This window comes from Arthrobacter sp. 147(2020) (assembly GCF_013116715.1).
In the GTDB taxonomy this organism is placed as follows: domain Bacteria; phylum Actinomycetota; class Actinomycetes; order Actinomycetales; family Micrococcaceae; genus Arthrobacter_D.
Window position 1 is genome coordinate 111,677 of record NZ_JABFOM010000002.1, and the last position, 21,686, is coordinate 133,362.

Genomic DNA, 21,686 nt, shown 5'->3' on the forward strand with positions numbered 1-21,686 from the left:
CAGTGCCACCAACAGCAGAACCGGCAGCCCGTAAAGGGACTGAACAGCGGGTCACCAAGCAGCGACTGGCAGTGAGCGCAGCGCTCGATGACCTGGACGATTTTGTCAGTACCCAGGAGCTGCACCGGCTGTTGCACGAGGCGGGTCATGCGGTGTCCCTCGCCACCACGTACCGCATTCTGCAGTCGATGTCCGAGGACGGTCTGGTCGATGTGCTGAGGAACGGCGAAAACGAAGCCGTCTACCGCAGGTGCGCAGCCCCCCATCATCATCACCATCTGCTGTGCCGCAACTGCGGCAGAGCGGTGGAAATCGAAGCGCCGGCCGTCGAGAAGTGGGCCGCCAGGATTGCCGACGAGCACGGCTACACCGAGGTGGCGCACACCGTGGAGATCTACGGCCTGTGCCCGCTGTGCTCGACCGGTCAGGCGCCGGGCTAGGCGGAGCGCACCTGCGCGGGCTGGCGGGTACTGGAGCTGGTCCGCCGGCCCCGCTGCCAGCTGATGGTGCGGCAGATCAAATAGATGACAAAGGAAATGGTCGTCACGTAGGGGCTGATCGGAATCCGCCCACCGAGCGCCAGCAGGATGCCGCCGACCACCGAGAGGCAGGCGAACACCACGCTGAGCAGCACCACCAGCCGTGGCGATGAGGTCACCTTCAGCGCTGCCGCCGCCGGTGTGATGAGCAGGGCGAGCACCAGCAGGGCCCCCACCACCTGGATGGACAGGGCCACCGAGACGCCGAGCAGGAACATGAACATGATCGACAGTCCGCGCACGGGTACCCCCCGCGCCTCGGCGAGGTCGGCGTCGGCGCTGGCGAAGGTCAGCGGACGCCAGATCGCCAGCAGCGCCACCATCACGGCAAGGGCGCAGCCGACCAGAAGGGACAGCTGCACGTCGTCCACCGAGACGATCTGACCGGTCAGCAGACCGAACTTGTTGGCCGCACGGCCCTCGTAGAGTGCCAGGAAGAGGATGCCGAGGCCGAGGCCGAACGGCATGATCACGCCAATGATCGAGTTGCGGTCCCGGGCCCTGATGCCCATCACCCCGAGCAACACGGCAGCCATCACCGAACCGACGAGTGAGCCGTAGATGACGTTGGCGCCGATGAGCAGGGCGAACGCGGCGCCGGCAAAGGACAGTTCAGCGATGCCGTGTACGGCAAACGCCAAGTCCCTCATCATCACGAAGGTGCCGATCAGTCCACCCAGCAGCCCGAGTACTGCCCCCGCCCACAGCGAATTCTGCACCAGGGGCAACAGGTCGGCGTAGTTCTCAAAATTGAAGATGGCGGTGAAGATCTCCTGCAGGTCCACTGTCAGTGTCCTTCCGCATGGTGATGGGTGGTGTCATCGGGGAGCCCGACGACGATGATCCGCCCCTTGCTATGCAGGACCTCGACGTTGCTGTTGTAGAGCTCCGAGAGCACCTCGCTGGTCATCACCTCGTGCGGCGGTCCCACCCTGAACTGTCCGCCCGCCAGGTAAAGCACCCGGTCCACATAGTCGATGATGGGGTTGATCTCATGGGTGACGAAGACGACCGCTGAGTCGTTGTCCCGGCACTGGGAATTGATCAGGCCGCTGACTGCCTGCTGGTGGTGCAGGTCCAGTGACAGGAGCGGCTCGTCGCAGAGCAACACCTGGGGATTGCTGGCCAGTGCCTGCGCCGCGCGGAGCCGCTGCTGCTCGCCGCCGGACAGCCGACCGACCGGGGCGTCGGCGTAGTCCGAGGCCCCCACCTTGTCCAACAGCGCCTCGACTGTCGCGTTGTACTCCTTGCCCCGCCAGCGCAGTCCCCAGCGGTGCCCATCCACGCCCAGGCCCACCAGGTCCCGTGCCCGCAACGGGGTCTCGGGAGGGAACGATTTCTGCTGTGGGATATACCCGATGTCCCGGCTTCCCCGCCGCACCCCGGACCCGTTCACCGTGGCTGATCCGGAGTCGAGTTGCTGCAGACCCAGGAGGACCTTCAGGAGGCTGGTCTTGCCTGACCCGTTCGGCCCGAGGACGGCGAAAAACTCACCGGGGTGGATGTCGAGATCGAGGTCCCGCCAGAGCACGCGGTCGCCAAACGACAGGGACGCCGACCGCAGTTGAACCATCGGTTCAGCTGTGCGGTGATCAGTCGTTCGGTGTTCATGGGTCAAGGCCAGTGGGGTTCAGCTCCAGCAGAAGGTAGGTGGCACCAGATCAGGGGGCGAGGATGCTTTCGATGCCGTCCACGTTGGCGGTCATCCAGCTCAGGAAGTCCTCCCCGTCAGGCACCGTTTCGGTGAAGTTCACAATAGGCACCCCTGCCGCGTCCGCCGCGTCGCGGACGGTCTGGGTCTGGGGGCTTTCCGTCTGCTCATTATAGGCAAGGAAGGCCAGCGACTCGTCCTCCATCAGGTTCATCATGTCGTTCAGGACGGCCACTGACACATCGGAGCCTTCTTCGATGGCCTCGCTATAGCCTTCGGGGGTGACGTTCTGAAGTCCTGCCGCCTCCAGGAGGTAGACCGGGACGGGTTCGGTAATCGCGACGGTCTGCCCGTCGGCGGTGCTGCTGAGGTCAGCCAGCCGGTCGGTCAGTGCGCTGATCCCGGTGGTGAAGTCCTCGACGTTGCTCTGGTACGTTTCGGCGTTGTCCGGGTCGAGGCTGGACAGCTTCGACCCGATGTCCTCAGCGACTGTTGCCATCGCCGCAAGGTCGTACCAGACGTGCTCGTTCACGGATCCGTGGGAGTGATCCGAGTGGTCATCCTCGGCGTGGTCGCCGGACTCATCAGCATGGTCGGCGTGTTCCTCCTCGGACTCTTCGTAACCGGACACGGCGACCGCCGAGACAATGTAGTCGTGGTCCATTTCCACTTCGTCTGCCAGCTGGTGGAGGAACGGGTCATACCCTCCACCATTCTCGATCAGCAGCTCCGCCTCGGACACGGCCAGTTTGTCCTGCACCGTTGCCTCGTAGGAGTGCGGGTCCTGTGAGAGCGAGTTCACGATCGAGGTCACCGTGACGAACTCCCCGCCAATGGTCTCGGCAATGTCTCCGTAGACGTTGGTGGAGGACACTACCTGGATGCCTTCGGCGGAGGAGTCAGCAGCGGCCGGGTCACCTGACTGGCCGCACCCGGTCAGGGCAAGTGCCGCCGCTGCTACTCCGACGAAAGCTGTCGATGTGGAAAGACGTCGCATTGTTCCTCGATCTTCAGGGGGTGGGGCCTCGGATGACTACCCGGTGAATTCGAGTCTAACGCAAACGCGAATCATTCGCATATTCTGATGGGGCTACCTGAGACCTCGGTCCACCGTCAGCTCGACGACGCCCTCCCCCGTTCGGCGATGTCCCTGGTTCTGGGTGGCATCGCGGATCTCACCGATCAGCTGCTCAATCACATCCTCGAGGAACAGCACTCCGTGGGTCTCGCCGTCGGGACCGAGCACCCGAGCGAGGTGTGACCCGGTACGCTGCATGGTGCTCAACGCGGTCTCGATTTCGTCATCCAGGAACAGGTTTGCAAGAGTCCGGACCTTGTTCTCAGTGATCGGCTTGGAGTACATCTCCTCCGAGATCGACATGATGTCCTTGAGGTGCATGTAACCGGTGAGGACATCGTTCTCGTCCATCAGCACGAACCGGGAGAACCCTGTCCTGCCGACCGTCTTCTCAAACTCGGCGGGCGTGGAATCGGTCCGAACACTGACCAGTTCATCCAGTGGCACCATGACGGTGCCTGCTGTCTGGCCAGAGAACTCGAGCGCACCGGAGATCAGCCCTGAGCCGTCGTCGACCAACCCGTGCCGGGTGGACTCCTGGACGATTGATTGCACCTCCTCCAGGGTGAAGGACGAGGTCACCTCGTCCTTCGGCTCCACCCTCATGGCGCGCAGGATGTGGTTGGCCAGCCAGTTCAGCGAGCCGATGATCGGGTTCACGATGCGTGCGATCATGACCAGTGGCGGGGCCAGCAGCAAAGCTGCCTTGTCGGCGACCGACACCGAAATGTTCTTCGGAACCATCTCGCCGAACGTCACGTGCAGGAAGGTCACGACGAGCAGGGCAATCGCAAACGCGATGATGTCAGCCGGGCCCGCAGGGATTCCCACCGTCTCCAGGGGAACCACCAGGAGATGATGAATGGCAGGTTCAGCTACCTGGAGGATGAGCAGCGAGCAGACGGTGATACCGAGCTGCGCGCACGCCAGCATCAGGGAGACGTGTTCCATTGCCCACAGCGTGGTTTTCGCCCGCTTGGAGCCCGCATCGGCCAGCGGTTCGATCTGGCTGCGGCGGGCAGACATCACAGCGAATTCGGCGCCGACAAAAAAGGCGTTGCCGATCAGCAGGACAACCAGCCATATGATTCCGGCCCAGTCGCTCATCGTTGGCCTTCCGTTGCTGCGGCGTTTGCAACGCCTGTCTCATCTGCTGGTTGCAGGGGGATGAAACTGACCCGGTCGATCCGGCGGCCATCCATGCGCTCCACTTCGAGGAGCCCACCGGGGACGTCGACCCGGTCGCCAGGAACCGCTATCCGTCCCAGCTCGGCCATGATGTATCCGGCGACTGTCTCGTACCCTGCCTCGTCCGGCACCGCGAGGTTTGGGATCTGGTCGGTAACCTCGTCGGGACGCATGAGTCCGGGGAAGAACCAGTTGCCCGACGCGCTTTGCAGCACTCCTGGCTTCAGCTTGTCGTGTTCGTCGGCGACCTCGCCGACAATTTCCTCGACAAGGTCCTCCAGGGTGACCACGCCAGCGGTTCCACCGTATTCATCCAGCACCACCGCAAGCTGGAGGTTCGCCTCGCGCAGCTCGGCGAGAAGCGAATCCAGGTGGACTGTCTCCGGCACCCGCAGCACCTCGGTCATGATGGTTCCGGCCGGGAGCCCTGCCCGTTTGTTCCGGGGGACGGCAACTGCCTTCTTGACGTGCACCACACCCCTGATGTCGTCGGGTGAGTCGGCAATCAGCGGAAACCGCGAGAACCCGGTCCGACGGGCGAGGTCGACGACGTCGGCAACGCTCTGATCGGAGTCGATGGTTTCCATCCGGATCCGTGGGGTCATGACGTCTGCCGCGGTGCGTTCAGAGAAACTGAAGGTCCGCGCCAGGAAGTTTGCGGTACCGGCGTCGAGGGTCCCCATCTCGGCAGACCGGCGGACCAGCGAGGACAGCTCCGAAGGGGTGCGGGCGCCGGAGATCTCCTCCTTCGCCTCCAGTCCAAAAAGGTTCAGCACGCGGTTCGAGAAGCCGTTGAGGACAATGATCGCGGGTTTGAACACACCGGTGAAGATCAGCTGCGGCCGTGCCAGCAGTTTGCCGATCTTGAAAGGGAGTGCGATCGCGAGATTCTTCGGGACCAGCTCGCCGATCAGCATCGACAACAAGGTGGCGAGGGTCATCGCGATCACCAGGGAAACGGTGCCCAGTACTGCGTCGGGGACGCCGATCGAGGTGAGCGGACCCTGAATCAGTCGCCCGACCGAGGGTTCCATCACATACCCGGTTAACAGGGTGGTGAGGGTGATGCCCAGCTGGCAGCTGGACAGCTGGGTCGAAAGGGACTTCAGGCACTTGAGCAGGGGCACTGCACCCTTGTCTCCGTTGTCCACAGCGCGCTGAACATACGTTTGATCCAGGGCGACCAGGGAGAATTCCACGGCAACGAAGAACCCGGTGCCCAGGATGAGCAGCATGCCAGCTATCAGGAAATAGATCTCCATGGTGCCGTCACCGCCGCCCGGGCGGTATGGCCCTGATCGCTAGGGGAACACAGTGAATAGCCGGGTGACCCCGGTCTAGAAGGCTCCGAAAGCGGCTCGGTGGAACGTGCTGCCGCGATGCCGGACCCATTGGGGTCGGGCTCAGTGGGGCTCAGAGGTGCCGGTAGGTGATGGGCGTAAGTGCGGGGGCTGCCGGCGCAAGTCGATCGTGCTGCGGAGATTCGCTGCGCACGCATCGCGGGCCGGCCCCTAGAGGAACTGTCCATAAGAGCTTCAGTTTACATCAGGGACCGGACCGCACCAGTCCCTGCTACCAGCTCTGTGGCAGCGGCCTGCCTTCTTCATAGCCCGCCGCCGACTGGACGCCCACCACTGCGTTTTCCCGGAACTCGGCGAGGCTGCGCGCACCCGCGTAGGTCATCGAGCTGCGCAAACCGGCGGTGATCATATCCAGGAGATCCTCCACGCCCGGGCGGGCCGGGTCAAGGTACATTTTGGACGTCGAGATTCCCTCTTCGAAAAGTCCCTTCCGTGCCCGTGCGAACACGTCGTCGCGCTGGGTCCGGTTCTGGACGGCGCGTGCCGAAGCCATGCCGAAGCTCTCCTTGTACTGCCGGCCGCTGCTGTCGGTCTGCAGATCACCCGGGCTCTCATACGTGCCAGCGAACCACGAGCCGATCATCACCTGACTGGCACCAGCCGCCAGGGCCAGGGCGACGTCGCGCGGGTACCGGACCCCGCCGTCGGCCCAGACCTGGGCACCGAGGGCTCGCGCCGCCTCGGCGCACTCCTGGACAGCTGAGAACTGGGGACGTCCGACGGCGGTCATCATCCGGGTGGTGCACATGGCACCTGGCCCCACCCCGACCTTCACGATGTTGGCGCCAGCCTCCACCAGGTCCCGGACACCGCCAGCACTCACAACGTTCCCGGCGACGATCGGGACTGGCCGGGCGAGCCCGTTGGCAACGCTGCGGACCACCTTCAGGGCGTCGAGCATCTTGCGCTGGTGCCCGTGGGCGGTATCCACCACCAGGACGTCCACCCCGGCGTCGAGCAGCGCCGAGGCTTTGGCCTCTACATCACCGTTGATTCCGACGGCCGCCGCGACCCGGAGGGCGCCCTTCGCATCCAGTGCCGGCCGGTAGATCGTGGAGCGGAGCGCACCCTTGCGGGTCAGCACGCCCAGGAGTTCACCATCGCGCAGCACGGGGGCCAGGTTGGTGCTGGATGCGTCGAGTTCCTCAAACGCCCGCTGCAGTCCCGCCGCGGGATCTCCCTCGAACCGGGTGGACTCGAAACTGATGAAGCTGGTGCGCATCACCGATTCCAGCGACGCGAACCGGTCGACTCCCTCGCAGTCGGCGGACCGGACCACCCCGACACAGCGGTTCTGTTCATCCACCACCATCACTGCCCCATGAGAGCGCTTGTTGATCAGGTGCAGTGCGTCGATGACGGTGTTGCCCGGCTTCAACCGCAGCGGTGTCTCGTAGACAGCATCGCGGCTCTTCACCCACTGGGTGACCTCCGCGATCACCTCGGACGGGATGTCCTGCGGCAGCACCGCCAGCCCACCGCGGCGGGCGACAGTTTCCACCATCCGCCGTCCCGTCACCGCTGTCATGTTCGCGACGACGAGGGGAATGGTGGTGCCCGAGGAATCGTCACTGGACAGGTCCACATCGAATCTGGAGACCACTTCGGACGCTGACGGGACCAAAAACACGTCCGAATAGGTGAGGTCAGTGGCGGGCTGGTTGATAAAACGCATGGGTGTTGCTCCTGGCTCGGCTTCCCTAAAAGTCTAGGCGGTTCACGCGTCGGCGCGTGATTGCCCCGGTGATTGGCTTGTTACCTCAGACTGTCATTAGACTGGCAGCGGGTCTGTATACAGTTTTATCTAGCGACGAAAAAGCTGCAGGCTGTTCCCACCGGGCTCAGGGCAAACTTACGGAAGAGGCGTATTACTAGTGCCAGAACAACCCAACCACCGTCTACCTGAAGAATTCGGCGGAAACGAGTGGCTTGTCGACGAGTTATACGAGCAGTTCCAGAAGGACCGGAACTCGGTGGACAAGAAGTGGTGGACATTGTTCGACTCCTTTGCCGCCGATGACTCCAAGTCCGGAAACGGGCGCCCCGCACCGAGCAACAGCGGCTCGAAGGACAGCGGCGTCAATAACAGCAGTGGCGAACTCGGCCACAACCCGGCCACCCGCGAACTGCCCGTGGTGAACGCGGAAAGCAGCACCCCCAAAGCATCTGGCGAGTCCCCCGCGAGCTTCGAGGAGTCGGCAAAGCCGCCGGTTCCTAAGGAGACGCACACCAAAGCCGAGATCAAGGCCGAGGACAACGCTGATAAGGCCATGGATAAGGCAGCCAAGGAAAGAGCCGAGAAGCCTGTGTCCAAGCAGTCCGAGAGCGCCAAGGCAGAGAAGCCGGCGACGACGCCCATTCCCGCCCAGTTGCCCAAGTCTGATCGCAGCACCGACATGGACGAGGACACGGTAAAGGTTCTCCGGGGCCCGGCCAAGGCCATCGCTACGAACATGGATGCCAGCCTGACCGTCCCGACCGCGACAAGCGTCCGCGCCATCCCGGCGAAGCTGCTCATCGACAACCGGGTTGTGATCAACAACCATCTGGCGCGCGCCCGCGGCGGGAAGGTGTCCTTCACCCACCTCATCGGCTACGCCATCATCCGCGCGCTGGCCCAGTTCCCTTCCCAGAACGTGTACTACGACGTCGTCGACGGCAAGCCCTCAGCGGTGCAGCCCGCACACGTGAACTTCGGCCTGGCCATCGACATGCCGAAGCCGGACGGCACCCGCCTGCTGGTGGTTCCGAACATCAAGAAGGCCGAGCAGATGAACTTCTCGGACTTCTGGCACGCCTACGAGGACCTGGTCAAGAAGGCCCGCGGCGGCAAGCTGGGTGCGGACGACTACGCGGGGACGACTGTTTCCCTGACCAACCCCGGCGGGATCGGTACCGTCCACTCGGTGCCCCGCCTGTCCAAGGGCCAGGCCTGCATCATCGGCGCCGGTGCCCTGGAGTACCCTGCCGAGTTCCAGGGTTCCAGCGAGAAAACCCTCGCCCAGCACGCCATCAGCAAGACCATCACCCTGACGTCCACCTACGATCACCGCGTGATCCAGGGCGCAGGAAGTGGCGAGTTCCTGCGGATCATCCACCAGCTCCTGCTCGGTGAGCAGAACTTCTACGACGAGATCTTCGAGGCCCTGCGGATCCCCTACGAGCCGGTCCGGTGGAGCGCCGACATCCAGGTTGATCCGATGGATGAGATCAACAAGGTTGCCCGCATCCAGCAGCTGATTCACGCCTACCGGGTACGCGGCCACCTGATGGCCGACACCAACCCGCTGGAGTACGTGCAGCGCAAGCACGCCGACCTCGACGTGCGCACCCACGGACTGACCCTGTGGGACCTGGACCGCGAGTGGCCCACCGGGGGCTTCGGTGGCAAGCCGATGCTCAAGTTCCGGACCATACTCGGAGTGCTGCGTGACGCCTACTGCCGCACCACCGGCATCGAGTACATGCACATCCAGGATCCCGAGGAGCGTCAGTGGTTCCAGGATGAGCTGGAGCACTCTTACTCCAAGCCCAGCCGCGAAGAGCAGATGCGGGTGCTGCATCAGCTCAACGCAGCCGAGGCTTTCGAGACCTTCCTGCAGACGAAGTTCGTCGGCCAGAAGCGGTTCTCCCTTGAGGGTGGCGAATCACTGATTCCGCTGCTGGACTCGATCATTTCCAACGCCGCCGACGACGGCCTCGACGAGGTAGCGATCGGCATGGCACACCGTGGCCGGCTGAACGTCCTGACCAACATTGCCGGCAAGACCTACGGCCAGGTCTTCCGCGAGTTCGAGGGCACCCAGGATCCGCGGTCGGTGCAGGGCTCCGGAGACGTGAAGTACCACCTGGGCACCGAGGGCACCTTCACATCGGACAGCGGCAACGAGACGAAGATCTACCTCGCCGCGAACCCGTCACACCTTGAAGCGGTGGACTCGGTCCTCGAGGGCATCGTCCGGGCCAAGCAGGACCGGCTCGACATGGGCAACGCGTTCCCCGTGCTGCCCATCCAGATCCACGGCGACGCGGCCTTCGCTGGCCAGGGCGTCGTTGCTGAGACACTGAACCTGTCCCAGCTCCGCGGGTACCGCACGGGTGGCACCATCCACATCATCGTGAACAACCAGGTCGGCTTCACCACCTCCCCCACCTCGTCGCGCTCCTCGGTCTACTCGACCGACGTCGCGAAAATGGTGCAGGCGCCGATCTTCCACGTCAACGGTGATGACCCCGAAGCCGTGGTCCGGGTCGGACAGCTGGCGTACCAGTTCCGCCAGAAGTTCAACAAGGATGTTGTGATCGACATGGTGTGCTACCGCCGCCGTGGCCACAACGAGGGCGACGACCCGTCGATGACCCAGCCCATGATGTACAACCTCATCGAAGCGAAGCGGTCCGTCCGCAAGCTGTACACCGAGGCCCTGATCGGCCGCGGCGACATCAGCCAGGACGAGGCCGAGCAGGCGCTGAAGGACTACCAGGAGCGCCTGGAACGGGTGTTCGCCGAGACACACGCAGCCCAGACGTCACCGATCCCAATCGTGACCAAGGATGCGGCTGCCGTGTCGGATATCGAGCGGCCGATTGCGCAGCAGTCCGATACCGGCGTCGGGGTACCCGCCAGCACCGCCATCACCGCTGAGACCCTTGCCCACATTGGCAAGGTGCATACCGCAATTCCCGAGAACTTCACTGTGCATCCGAAGCTGAAGGCGCTGCTGGACAAGCGGGAGCAGATGTCCCGCGAGGGTGGCATCGACTGGGGATTCGGCGAGCTCGCCGCGTTCGGGTCGTTGCTGATGGAGGGTGTCCCCGTCCGCCTGGCAGGCCAGGACTCCCGCCGTGGCACGTTTGTGCAGCGGCACGCGGTGTTCCACGATCGGGCCACCGGCGAGGAATGGCTGCCGCTCGATGATCTCAGTGAGGGCCAGGCCAAGTTCTGGATCTACGATTCGCTGTTGTCCGAATACGCGGCAATGGGCTTCGAGTACGGCTACTCGGTCGAGCGCCCCGATGCGCTCGTCCTATGGGAGGCCCAGTTCGGCGACTTCGTCAACGGCGCCCAGACGATCATTGACGAGTTCATCAGCTCCGCTGAGCAGAAGTGGGGACAGCGCTCTTCCCTGGTCCTGATGCTGCCGCATGGGTACGAGGGCCAGGGCCCCGACCACTCGTCGGCCCGCATTGAACGGTTCCTGCAGATGTGTGCCGAGGACAACATGGTGGTGGCCAACCCCACCACCGCCGCGTCGCACTTCCACCTGCTCCGCCGTCAGGCCTACACCCGGCCGCGCAAGCCGCTGATCATCTTCACCCCGAAGCAGCTGCTTCGGCTGAAGGCCGCCGCAAGCTCGGTGGAGGACTTCACCACCGGCAGCTTCCTGCCCGTCATCCCGGACAAGCAGGAACTCACCGCGAACGACGTCGACCACGTCATCCTCGTCTCCGGACGCCTGTACTACGATCTGCTGGCCGCCCGCCAGAAGACCGGTGACCAGAAGACAGCGATCATCCGGGTGGAGCAGCTGGCGCCGCTCCCGGTGGATGACATCCTCGCCGCCATCGGCAAGTACCCGAACGCCGACCTGGTCTGGGCACAGGATGAACCAGCAAACCAGGGTCCGTGGCCGTTCATTGGCCTGAACCTGCCCGAGCACCTGGACCGCCCCCTGCGGCTGGCATCCCGTCCGGCTTCGGCCTCCACCGCGACAGGCTCGGCCAAGCGTCACGCCGTGGAGCAGGAGATCCTGGTCAAGAAGGCGTTCGAACGCAACTAGCAGGTAACCAACTGCCGGGTACGTATGATGTTGGGTGGGGTGCCAGGCACCCCACCCAACACCAGTTTCAGACTGGATTTTTATACTGGGTTCGAAACGCGGACCGCAGTAGTGCAATCGATGAGCGGACAAAGGTAACCAACCAGTGGAACAACGCAGAATCCGGCTCGCAGCCGTAGGTGACGAACTGCTCGCAGGCCTGGGCGACCCTCGTGCGCTTGGCTGGTTCGGCCGCGTTCTGGCCCGGACCTCTCCCGACGGCGTCTCGCTCCAGGCCTTTACTCTTGCCGCACCCCAGGAGGGTACCGAGGCACTGGCCAACCGCTGGCAGCAGGAAACCGGGCGGAGGTTCGACAACGGGTTCGAGAACCGGCTGGTGATTGGCCTCTCCGACCGGGACCTTGACCTGGACCTGTCCACTGCACGCAGCCGCCTCAATCTTGCCAACATCCTGGATGGCGCAGCCCAGATGAGCATCAAGGTGCTCGTGGTCGGCCCTCCCCCCGGTCTCGACCCCGAACGGAACCGCCGGCTCGCAGACCTGTCGGCTGCCTACGCGGATGTGACCACACGCCGGAAACACGTCTACGTGGATACCTTCACCCCGTTGCAGGCCCATGAGCAATGGCGCAGCGATCTGGCAGCGAACGGCGGCGGACCCGGGCAGGCTGGCTACGGCCTGATGGCCTGGCTTGTCCTCCACCGTGGCTGGTTCCAGTGGCTGGATGTACCTGCGCCTGAGTAGCGCCCGTGGCCGGCACTGACTCCTAAAGGAGCCGATCCGTCAGCGGGTCCGGCTCGCCGTCGAAGTACCGCTCCAGCACCTGGTCAAAGACCCGCTGCTCGGGATCCGCCCGCGAAAACAGTGTCATTGAGGATCGTAGCTTCTGCGCGTCCACTGAGCCGAAAATCCGTTGCGCGCTGGTCCCGCTGAGCGACAGCAGTCGCTGGGCGGCAGCCACCAGCCTCGGACCCAGGACGGGGTGCCCCAGGTAGGCCCTGGCCTCGGCAATAGACATCACCGCGTACCGCTGCGCCGTCGGGCTCCTGCCCAGTCCGGCAAGCTGGGGGAAGACAAACCACATCCAGTGGGACTCTTTGCGCCCCGCAGCCAGTTCCTCCATCGCCCGCTCGTAGATTCCCTCGCTGTCCTGGGCCGAGACGAAACGTTGCAGCTCACCAGTGGTCATCGGACATCTCCCTGCTCGGTACCTGGAACCTTCACATCGACTGAGGGTTGCGGACCCAGTCTATTGCGCTCTTTCATAACGCGATATATCGTGTTCCTCAACGCGATATATCGCATCCGGATAATCGCATCAGCTGGAGCAGGACCGGGAAAGGACAGGAAGATGGAAAACCAACAGTGGAGCGTTAACTCCCCGCAAACCATCGAAATCGACGGGGTACAGCGGCTTCGCGCCGGAATCGTCGCCGGGAGGGTGGACATCCTGGTGCACGACGAACCCAGCACCCTGGTGGAGGTGTCGGAGGTGGACGGACAACCCCTGGAACTGACGCTGACGAATGGGCTCCTTGAACTGCGGCACCAGAGTGCCGCGGGCCGCGGCCTGGGATGGCTGGGCTTCCAGGGCCAGATCATGACCGGGCGCACCAGGGAAACCGCTGTCATCAGTATCGCGGTGCCCGCCGGCACCCAGGTGGTACTTCACACAGTGACCGGCGATGGCATGGCCTGCGGCACCCAGGACACCAGACTGGACACCGTCTCCGGCTCGATTCTCGCCGACGACACCACCGGCACCCTCACGGTCAGCACCGTCTCCGGTGAGGCAATTGTCCGCCATCACACGGGCACGCTCGCGGCAAAGAGCGTGTCGGGTGAGGTCACTATCTCCGGCTACCTTGAGTCAGCTACAGCCAACACGGTCAGCGGTGGAATGAGCCTTGACCTCCTCGGCACGCCGCGGGAACTGAACGCAAAGACCGTGTCCGGCGAACTCACGGTCAGGGTGCCGGAGGAAGTGGGGATTGACCTCACCTTCAGCTCGGTCTCCGGCGGGGTCACCGTCAACGACCAGTCCCTGAAGGGCAAGGGAAAGACCTTCCACGGTGAGCCCGGCACCACCGGGCAGCGCATGGTCATGCGCACCCGCTCGGTGTCCGGTTCAGTAGCAATCTTCCACCGCACACCGGATACCGGGCGGTTGCGCTCACCGCAGGCCAACGGCCTGAATGATGAGGCTCACTGATGCCGCCAGTCTTTGCCCACGGAGCGCTTCGGCTCTACCTCTTGGCACTCCTGCAGGACGGCCCCAAACACGGTTACGAGGTCATCAAGGCCCTCAGCGACCGGTTCGGCGGCACCTACTCCCCCAGCGCCGGCACGGTCTATCCCCGGCTCACCAAGCTTGAGGGTGAAGGACTGGTGACCACTGAGACCGACGGGCGCCGAACGATCTATCGCATCACCGATGCCGGGAGGCTGGAACTGTCCCGGCGCGCCGATGACCTCGCCGATGTGGAGGAGGACATCTCGGCCTCGGTACGCCGCCTGGCGGACGATCTCCGGGGCGACATCCGCCAGAACATGCGCGGGCTCCGCGCCGAGCTGGCGGCGACCGCGGAGGCGGCCAAACGTTCCGCCCGTCACGCACCCCAGCGCGGCGACGTCCTCGGACAACGTGCCGTCAAGGAACTCGAGCACCTGATCAATGAGTTCCGCGACGATGTGCGGATGGATCTAAGGCGCCACGCGGCCGGACGGCTCGGCGCCCCGGGGGTCAGCGACCTCACCGCCCAGACCATCAGAACGGTGCTGGACCAGGCGCGCATCTCGATTCGCGCCTCTCTGGTGACCGGCGAGCAACCACGGCCCGAGCCCCCCGAATAACCAGCCCGGCCCAGCTCATCGTCCTCTCATGTTCCCTGTGTACGGTGGGGCACTGACCAATAGACCGATCACGCACGACTGATTCATCAGGGAACGGACGTATCCGCCATGAAGACCACCCTTTCGAAAAAAGCCTCGGCAGCCGCTTTCATCCTCGCCGCACTCTTCCTCGTCGGTTGTGACGACACCAACGGTGACAACCAGGAACAGCAGCAGGAAGACAGCGGATCAAACTTCAACAACAACGACAACAATTCAGGTGATGGCGACTCCGACGACGATTCTGACGACGACGGCGACGATGATTCAGACGGCGACGACGACTAGGGCACGATACAGCGGGGACTCAGCCCCGACGCCTCCCGTTCGGTGTCCGGGCGGCTAATGCCTGAAAACGATCTTTCCAAAGACGTCACCGTCGGCCATCTTGCGGAAGCCCTTCTCCGCATCATCGAGCGGCAACACCTCGTCAATTTCCGGACGGACGCCGGTCGCGACCAGGAACCGGGTGAGCCGGAGCAGTTCCTCCCGCGTGCCCATGGTGGACCCCAGCACCTTCAGCTGGAGGAAGAACACCCGGTTCAGGTCCGCGCTGGGTGCCGGACCGCTGGTGGCGCCGCAGGTCACCACAGCACCGCCGGGCTTCAAGGCCTTGAGCGAGTGACTCCAGGTGGCCTCGCCCACTGAATCGAAGACGACGTCCACGCGTTCGGGGAGGCGCGCGCCGTCGTCGAACACTGCCGCTGCACCGAGCGCGAGCGCGCGCTCCTGCTTGGCCTTGCTCCGGCTGGTGGCCCAGACCCTGAATCCGGCCGCGCTTGCCATCGCGATGAGCGCCGTCGCGACCCCGCCTCCAGCCCCCTGCACCAGAAGAGTGGATCCCGGCGCTGCGGGGGAAACGGTGAACAGCATCCGGTAGGCGGTGAGCCATGACGTGGGCAGGCAGGCTGCCTCCTCGAAGCTGAGCTCGGCAGGCTTGGGGACCAGGTTGCGTGCCGGGACCCACACCACATCAGCCATGGCGCCAGGCAACTTCTCGGACAATAGGGTCCGGCGGGGATCGAGGGTTTCGTCGCCCTCCCAGCCTGGCGAGGAAATGACCCCATGCACGATGACCTCGTTGCCGTCGTCGTCGACGCCCGCTGCGTCACAGCCGAGAATCATCGGTAGCTTGTCCTCGCCCAGGCCCACCCCACGGAGGGACCACAGGTCGTGGTGGTTCAGCGCGGAGGCACGAACGGTGACCCGCCGGTACCCCTCGGGGGGCTCGCTGACCGGCCGGTCGCCGATCACCAGCCCAGCCAGCGGGTCGTCAGCGGAAAATGACTCAACGTATACGGCGCGGGTCACGTGATGCTCCTTTGGATCGACAGTCCTTCCATCCTAGGACTCCCGGCACCGGGGATGGCGGAATTGACGGTTGGCCTCTGTGAAGTGTGGGAGACTGGATGGTAGTCCACATACTTAAGAAGCAAGGAGGCAGCCATGAGCAAGCGAGCACGCAAGAAGCGCGACCGCAAGAAGGGCGGCGCTAACCACGGTAAGCGCCCCAACGCCTGAGCAGTCGGGCTAGCACCATAAAGAGAGCCCCCGCGCCGATCATCGGCTGCGGGGGCTCTCTTTTTGTCTGGTGCAGACTGTGCTCCTGTGAGCTAGTGCTCAGCGGTCTTGATCTGGCTGATCCGGTCCAGGATGCTGGTCTTGAGAGTGGTGGGTGCCACCTCGGTGCAGGACCTCTTCACCACTGAGCGGATGACGCACTCCAGGTCGTGCTCTTCCGCGCACTCGGGGCAGTCTTCAAGGTGGTTCTTGATTTCCACCAGATCGTCGTGGGACAGTGCCCCATCTAGGTAGTCGTACAGGCGCTCGATCCGGGAATCGGCGCAGTCGCCAAGGCTCTGACAATCGCTCATTTTCCACCCTCCTGTGTCTTTGCCGTGCCGCTACCCGCCGCCATCTTCGCGGCCCCCAGGCCGCGTTCGTGAGCATATTCGGCAAGCAGTTCACGCAACAGCTTGCGCCCACGGTGCAGCCGCGACATTACGGTGCCAATGGGCGTGTTCATGATTTCTGAAATTTCCTTGTACGCGTACCCCTCCACATCGGAGAAGTAGACGGCCAGCCGGAACTCTTCCGGGATGGCCTGCAGCGCCTGTTTCACGTCCGAATCCGGAAGGTGGTCAAGCGCCTCCACCTCGGCAGACCGCAGGCCCGTGGGAGTGTGCTCGGCGGCCTTCGCCAGCTGCCAGTCCTCGATCGTGTCCGAGTGGGACTGCAACGGTTCGCGCTGACGCTTCCGGTACAGGTTGATATACGTGTTCGTCAGAATGCGGTACAGCCACGCCTTCAGGTTGGTCCCGGGCTTGTACTGGTGGAACGCCGAAAAAGCCTTCGTGTAGGCCTCCTGCACCAGGTCCTCGGCATCAGCGGGATTGCGGGCCATACGCATCGCAGCTGAGTACAGCTGATCCACGTACTGCATGGCATCCCGCTCGAAGCGGATCTTCCGATCCGCATCCGACTCGGTCGACACATCCAGTTGGGCGTCTTCGGCTGGGACACTGCCCGCCGCGGCTGTTGTATTCATTGATGAAAAGTCTACGCGCCCGGCCCTAGCCGGCCGGACGGGATCCACCGTCAGCTGGAAATCGGGCGTTTGACTGACTGTCGCGGCTGGTGCCGTCATTATCCGCCTCTCGTGAGCTTGCAGTTGGTTCTGCCGTACCTATTCGGTCTCTGCTGGACATAACCGCTACCCCCAGGTGGTTATTCCTCACTGATCGTTCGTTCCCGATCGGCGCAGGGCGCCGCCGTCGCGCCTTTGGGCGCCACCCGCCGATACCCATGTCGCCTTACCAATTTAAAAGTGCAAAACTAGAACCCAAGTGCCCGATCAGTCCACTGCCAGGAGGCAATCATGACCCTTGTTCGCGTAGTAGCCCGCCCAATGCTTGCAAGTTCGTTCGTGGTGGCCGGTATTGACCGGCTGCGGAACGCCGAAGCAGCAGGCACGCAGCTCCGTCCCACCCTTGACCGGATCACCAAGGCTGTCCCTTCAGCCTCGTCGGTCACCGCCAACGAAAAGGTAGTGGCGCAGGCCCTCGGCGCAGCGCAGGTCGGTGCTGCGGCACTGCTGGGCATCGGACGGTTCTCCCGGGTTGCTGCGCTGGTACTCGTCGGCACCGCAGGCCTGAACACCCTCGTTGACTACAAGTCAGCCGACTCCTCCACCTCCGAGGCGCGCAAGGCCCGCCGCAACCAGCTCCTGAAGAACGTCTCGCTGCTGGGCGCCGTCCTGCTGGCCTCCGTGGACACGAACGGTCGCCCGGGCCTCGCCTGGCGCGCCGAGCACTTCGCGTCCGACGCGAAGCGCAACGCGAAGGCCCTCAGCCACGACACGCGCAAGAGCGCCAAGTCCATTGCCAAGGACACCGAGAAGCAGCTGAAGAAGGCCAACAAGTCTGTTCGCAAGACCGCCACCGATCTGGTGGGCTAGCAAAAACGTGACCCACGTGGAACTGTCGCATTGGCCCGCACCCTTCGCTACCTCGCCGGTCGATGCGACAGTTCAGGTTCCCGGCTCCAAATCACTCACCAACCGGTTCCTCGTCCTTGCCGCACTGGCCGACGGCCCGTCACGGCTGCGCGCCCCGCTGATCTCCCGCGACTCCGCGCTGATGGTGCAGGCTCTGACCGCTCTGGGCGCAGGGTTCACCGAGGTGGCCGGGGACGGTGCCTTCGGCCCGGATCTTCTCGTCACACCGCTGGATCCTGCCGCCACGGGCGACGTGTCCATTGACTGCGGCCTGGCAGGGACAGTCATGCGGTTCGTTCCACCCCTGGCCGCGCTGCGCACCGGGTCCGCCTCCTTCGACGGTGATCCGCATGCCCGTCAGCGCCCGATGGGTGCTGTTATCCAGGCCCTAAGGGGTCTGGGGATCGCTGTCGACGACGACGGCGACGGGCAGCTCCCGTTCACCGTCGCCGGTACCGGCTCAGTCCCCGGAGGAAAGCTGGTGGTGGACGCCAGCGCCTCGTCCCAGTTCATTTCCGCGCTACTCCTGGTCGGCGCCCGGTTCACCGATGGACTGCACTTGGAGCACGTGGGGCCGCCCGTTCCGAGCCTCGACCACATCGCCATGACGGTGCGGGTGCTGCGCGAGGTGGGCGTTGACGTCGACGATTCACTTCCAAACCAGTGGCGGGTCTCCCCCGGCAGCATCAGCGCCTTCGACGTCCGGATCGAACAAGACCTCTCCAATGCTGGCCCCTTCCTCGCGGCAGCCCTGGTCACCGGCGGCACTGTGAGGATTCCCAACTGGCCCTTGGGCACCACCCAGGTCGGCGATCAGTGGCGGGACATCCTGACACAGCTCGGTGCCAAGGTGGATCTGGCCGAGGGGACTCTCACGGTGACCGGTGGGGCCCGCATCCGCGGAGCACACCTGGCCGACACCAGTGAACTCGCCCCCACCGTCGCGGCACTTTGCGCGCTGGCCGACTCGCCGTCGACCCTGAGCGGGATTGCCCACCTGCGTGGCCACGAGACCGACCGGCTCAAGGCATTGGCGACTGAGATCAACCGGCTGGGTGGCGACGTGACTGAGACAGACGACGGGCTGTCGATCAGCCCGGCACCACTGCACGGCGGCGTATTCATGACCTATGAGGACCACCGGATGGCGACCGCCGGGGCGATCATCGGGTTGGCCACTGAGGGCGTCGAGGTGGAGAACATCGGGACCACCGCCAAGACCATGCCCCAGTTCCCCGAACTCTGGGCGGACCTCGCGGCGACCGGGCGCACCACTGCAGCCGAACCCGTCCCCGGCGGCGGGCGCTGACGTGGCCACCGGAGGAAATCGCGGCGGCGCACGGTCCTGGGACGAATCCGACATCAGGGTACGACCCAACAAGAAGGGCACCCGTCCCCGCACCAAGGACCGGCCGGCCTATGACGACGCTGTCACCGGACGGATCGTCACCGTCGACCGCGGACGCTACACCGCCGTCGTCGACGAGGATGGCGCCGACGAGCGAATTGTTATTGCCGCCCGGGCCCGGGAGCTGCGGCGCACCCCCGTCGTTGCCGGGGACCTGGTGGCCCTGGTGGGTGACCTCACCGGCGGACCCGACGCACTCGCCAGGCTGGTTCGGGTCGAAGAGCGGCGGACGCTGCTCCGGCGCAGCGCCGACGATACCGATCCGGTGGAGCGTGCCGTCGTCGCCAACGCCGACCAGCTGGTGATCGTCGTTGCCGCCGCCAACCCGGAGCCGCGCACCGGGTTCATTGACCGGGCACTGGTGGCAGCATACGACTCAGGTATTCAGCCCATCCTCTGTGTGACCAAAGCAGACCTGAAGGACCCATCCGAGCTGCTCGATAACTACCGGCATCTTGATCTTCCGGTCATCATCAGCCGGACCGCGGCCGACGACGACGGGGTGGACAGCACGTCCGACGACGGGTTATCCGCCCGGTTGCTCGGTGACGCGGTCAACCAGCTTCGGTCGCACCTCGACGGGAAGGTCAGCGTGCTGTTGGGACACTCAGGGGTGGGTAAATCCACGATGGTCAACGCGTTGACCGGATCAAACCGGGCAACCGGCGGCGTGAACGCCGTGACCGGCCGGGGCAGGCATACGTCGTCGTCGGCAATCGCGCTGAAAGCCGGGGATTCCCTGCCTGGCACCTGGATCATCGACACCCCCGGGATCCGTTCGTTCGGGCTGGCCCATGTGGACCCCGACCGGATCCTTCAGGCGTTCCCGGACCTGGAACCCGGGACGGCAGACTGCGCGAAGGGCTGCCGCCACGACCGGACGGCAGTGAAGTGCGGGTTGGACCCCTGGGTGCGCGATGGGCTGGCTGGCACCTCGGGGCCGGTGCGGCTCGCGTCCCTCCGACGGTTGCTTGGCTCCAGTATTCCTGAGGCGAAAGGAAATACTCAGGAAGCCAAAGAGCTGGGCGAACAGTAGACCTGATAGGCTTAAACCAGTTGTGGCGTTGCGCACGTTGTAGCACTGCAACGAGAACCCCGAAGCACGGGGGGATTCTCACACACAAGGAATATGAAAAAAATGGCAACAGGTACAGTCAAATGGTTCAACGCTGAAAAGGGCTTTGGATTCATTGCTCCTGACGACGGCGGCGCGGATGTATTCGCCCACTTCTCGGCAATCAACTCCAGCGGGTTCCGCGCGCTCGAAGAGAACCAGAAGGTCAACTTCGAGACCACGCAGGGCCCCAAGGGACCGCAGGCCGAGAACATCACCGTTATCTAGTAACCCAGATACGTAGGCCGCCCCACTGGGCGGCTCCCCCACAGGACACTGACGCGGCACTATGCCGCCGGTGTCCTGTGGTGTTTAACGGCAGGGCCTCCCGCACTCTGCGAGGGAAGGCGATAGGTTGAAGGTATGAACCACCGCCAAAGTTATAACGATGATCTGCGCCTTGCCCACGTGATGGCCGATTCTGTTGACGACCAGACCATGTCGCGATTCAAGGCTTTGGATCTGGTGGTGGAAACGAAACCTGACCTCACTCCGGTGACCGATGCTGACAAGGCCGCCGAGGAATCGATCCGCGGCCAGCTCTCCCGTGCACGCCCCCGCGACGCAGTGCTGGGCGAGGAATTCGGTAGCACCGGCGCCGGATCGCGACGCTGGATCATCGACCCCATTGACGGCACCAAAAGCTTTGTCCGCGGCGTCCCGGTCTGGGCCACCCTGATCGCCCTCGTCGACGAGGGACAGCCCGTAGTGGGCCTGGTCAGTGCGCCGGCCCTGGGGAAACGCTGGTGGGCGGCCACCGGAACCGGCGCCTACATGGGCAAATCGCTCGCCGCGGCGAGCCGGTTGAAAGTCTCGAACGTCTCCCGGCTTGAGGACGCTTCCCTGTCCTACTCGAGCCTCTCCGGCTGGAAGGAGCGCGGGAACCTGCCCGAGTTCATGTCGCTGACCGAAAAGGTCTGGCGTAGCCGGGCGTACGGCGATTTCTGGTCCTACTGCATGGTCGCCGAGGGTGCTGTCGACATCGCCTGCGAACCTGTTCTGAACCTCTATGACATGGCCGCACTGGTGCCGATCATCACCGAGGCTGGCGGACGTTTCACCTCCCTCGAAGGCACCGATGGGCCTTTCGGTGGCAACGCCCTCGCCACCAACAGCACGCTCCACAACGATGTGCTCCAGATCCTCAACCCCGATGTGGATGACCTCCTGTAGGAATC

21 protein-coding genes are annotated in these 21,686 nt (G+C 64.2%); 11 read left to right on the plus strand and 10 right to left on the minus strand.

The window, feature by feature from the left end:
* Positions 1–2 precede the first annotated feature (2 nt).
* A complete protein-coding gene (locus tag HMI58_RS02755; protein ID WP_171618069.1) occupies positions 3–440 on the plus strand; it encodes a Fur family transcriptional regulator in 438 nt (145 codons plus the stop codon).
* Here the strand turns inward: HMI58_RS02755 and HMI58_RS02760 are convergent.
* From HMI58_RS02760 to HMI58_RS02785, 6 genes are all read right to left on the minus strand, one after another.
* Entirely contained in the window at positions 437–1,324 is an 888-nt protein-coding gene (locus HMI58_RS02760; RefSeq protein ID WP_171618070.1) for a metal ABC transporter permease, read from the minus strand. The genes HMI58_RS02755 and HMI58_RS02760 overlap by 4 nt on opposite strands.
* 2 nt (positions 1,325–1,326) lie before the next feature.
* The gene (locus tag HMI58_RS02765; RefSeq protein WP_171584180.1) at positions 1,327–2,112 is read right to left on the minus strand and encodes an ABC transporter ATP-binding protein; all 786 of its coding nucleotides are present in this window, start codon (positions 2,110–2,112) and stop codon (positions 1,327–1,329) included.
* A gap of 88 nt (positions 2,113–2,200) precedes the next feature.
* Complete coding sequence (locus HMI58_RS02770; protein ID WP_171584179.1) at positions 2,201–3,187, minus strand: zinc ABC transporter substrate-binding protein; 987 nt, start codon at positions 3,185–3,187, stop codon at positions 2,201–2,203.
* Between the two features lie 93 nt (positions 3,188–3,280).
* Positions 3,281–4,375 (minus strand): hemolysin family protein, encoded by a 1,095-nt coding sequence (locus tag HMI58_RS02775; RefSeq protein WP_171584178.1) that lies wholly within the window; start codon positions 4,373–4,375, stop codon positions 3,281–3,283.
* Positions 4,372–5,718: a hemolysin family protein gene (locus HMI58_RS02780; protein WP_171618071.1), complete on the minus strand. Its 1,347-nt coding sequence runs from the start codon at positions 5,716–5,718 to the stop codon at positions 4,372–4,374. Before HMI58_RS02780 ends, HMI58_RS02775 begins: the two co-directional genes overlap by 4 nt.
* 310 nt (positions 5,719–6,028) lie before the next feature.
* The gene (locus HMI58_RS02785) at positions 6,029–7,492 is read right to left on the minus strand and encodes a GuaB1 family IMP dehydrogenase-related protein (RefSeq protein ID WP_171618072.1); all 1,464 of its coding nucleotides are present in this window, start codon (positions 7,490–7,492) and stop codon (positions 6,029–6,031) included.
* Positions 7,493–7,691: 199 nt separating this feature from the next.
* Between HMI58_RS02785 and HMI58_RS02790 the strand changes: the two genes are divergently transcribed.
* Both HMI58_RS02790 and HMI58_RS02795 read left to right on the plus strand, forming a co-directional pair.
* Positions 7,692–11,597, plus strand: coding sequence for a multifunctional oxoglutarate decarboxylase/oxoglutarate dehydrogenase thiamine pyrophosphate-binding subunit/dihydrolipoyllysine-residue succinyltransferase subunit (locus tag HMI58_RS02790; RefSeq protein WP_171618073.1), 3,906 nt, complete (start codon positions 7,692–7,694; stop codon positions 11,595–11,597).
* 145 nt (positions 11,598–11,742) lie between these two features.
* Positions 11,743–12,342 carry a GDSL-type esterase/lipase family protein gene (locus tag HMI58_RS02795; RefSeq protein ID WP_171584174.1) on the plus strand — a complete coding sequence of 200 codons (600 nt, stop codon included), beginning with the start codon at positions 11,743–11,745 and terminating at the stop codon, positions 12,340–12,342.
* Positions 12,343–12,364: 22 nt separating this feature from the next.
* On the opposite strand, the gene HMI58_RS02800 is transcribed toward HMI58_RS02795, so the two are convergent.
* On the minus strand, positions 12,365–12,787 hold the full coding sequence (locus tag HMI58_RS02800) for a DUF1810 domain-containing protein (protein ID WP_171618074.1): 423 nt from the start codon (positions 12,785–12,787) through the stop codon (positions 12,365–12,367).
* A 162-nt stretch (positions 12,788–12,949) separates the two neighbouring features.
* On the opposite strand from HMI58_RS02800, the gene HMI58_RS02805 reads away from it, so the two are divergent.
* The 3 genes from HMI58_RS02805 (at position 12,950) to HMI58_RS02815 (ending at position 14,778) form a co-directional block, all read left to right on the plus strand.
* Positions 12,950–13,810 (plus strand): hypothetical protein, encoded by an 861-nt coding sequence (locus HMI58_RS02805; RefSeq protein WP_171618075.1) that lies wholly within the window; start codon positions 12,950–12,952, stop codon positions 13,808–13,810.
* Complete coding sequence (locus HMI58_RS02810) at positions 13,810–14,451, plus strand: PadR family transcriptional regulator (protein WP_171584171.1); 642 nt, start codon at positions 13,810–13,812, stop codon at positions 14,449–14,451. The genes HMI58_RS02805 and HMI58_RS02810 overlap by 1 nt, the downstream gene beginning before the upstream one ends.
* Positions 14,452–14,559: 108 nt before the next feature.
* Entirely contained in the window at positions 14,560–14,778 is a 219-nt protein-coding gene (locus tag HMI58_RS02815; protein ID WP_171618076.1) for a hypothetical protein, read from the plus strand.
* A gap of 54 nt (positions 14,779–14,832) precedes the next feature.
* Here the strand turns inward: HMI58_RS02815 and HMI58_RS02820 are convergent, their stop codons facing one another.
* The 3 genes from HMI58_RS02820 to HMI58_RS02830 form a co-directional block, all read right to left on the minus strand.
* A complete protein-coding gene (locus HMI58_RS02820) occupies positions 14,833–15,801 on the minus strand; it encodes a zinc-binding dehydrogenase (protein ID WP_171584169.1) in 969 nt (322 codons plus the stop codon).
* A 302-nt stretch (positions 15,802–16,103) separates the two neighbouring features.
* Positions 16,104–16,364: a mycothiol system anti-sigma-R factor gene (gene rsrA / locus HMI58_RS02825; protein WP_019483104.1), complete on the minus strand. Its 261-nt coding sequence runs from the start codon at positions 16,362–16,364 to the stop codon at positions 16,104–16,106.
* Complete coding sequence (locus HMI58_RS02830) at positions 16,361–17,140, minus strand: sigma-70 family RNA polymerase sigma factor (protein WP_171584327.1); 780 nt, start codon at positions 17,138–17,140, stop codon at positions 16,361–16,363. The genes rsrA and HMI58_RS02830 overlap by 4 nt, the downstream gene beginning before the upstream one ends.
* 228 nt (positions 17,141–17,368) lie before the next feature.
* Here HMI58_RS02830 and HMI58_RS02835 point away from each other — a divergent pair, with 228 nt between their 5' ends.
* The 5 genes from HMI58_RS02835 to hisN all read left to right on the plus strand — a co-directional run bounded on the left by HMI58_RS02835 (position 17,369) and on the right by hisN (position 21,681).
* A complete protein-coding gene (locus tag HMI58_RS02835; RefSeq protein ID WP_171584168.1) occupies positions 17,369–17,947 on the plus strand; it encodes a DoxX family membrane protein in 579 nt (192 codons plus the stop codon).
* A gap of 7 nt (positions 17,948–17,954) precedes the next feature.
* Positions 17,955–19,295: a 3-phosphoshikimate 1-carboxyvinyltransferase gene (aroA, locus tag HMI58_RS02840; RefSeq protein ID WP_171618077.1), complete on the plus strand. Its 1,341-nt coding sequence runs from the start codon at positions 17,955–17,957 to the stop codon at positions 19,293–19,295.
* A 1-nt stretch (position 19,296) separates the two neighbouring features.
* Positions 19,297–20,430, plus strand: coding sequence for a ribosome small subunit-dependent GTPase A (locus tag HMI58_RS02845; protein ID WP_171618078.1), 1,134 nt, complete (start codon positions 19,297–19,299; stop codon positions 20,428–20,430).
* A gap of 102 nt (positions 20,431–20,532) precedes the next feature.
* The gene (locus tag HMI58_RS02850; RefSeq protein WP_019483099.1) at positions 20,533–20,736 is read left to right on the plus strand and encodes a cold-shock protein; all 204 of its coding nucleotides are present in this window, start codon (positions 20,533–20,535) and stop codon (positions 20,734–20,736) included.
* A gap of 135 nt (positions 20,737–20,871) precedes the next feature.
* Positions 20,872–21,681, plus strand: a complete 810-nt coding sequence (gene hisN, locus HMI58_RS02855; RefSeq protein WP_171584165.1) for a histidinol-phosphatase — start codon at positions 20,872–20,874, stop codon at positions 21,679–21,681.
* Positions 21,682–21,686: the final 5 nt, after the last annotated feature.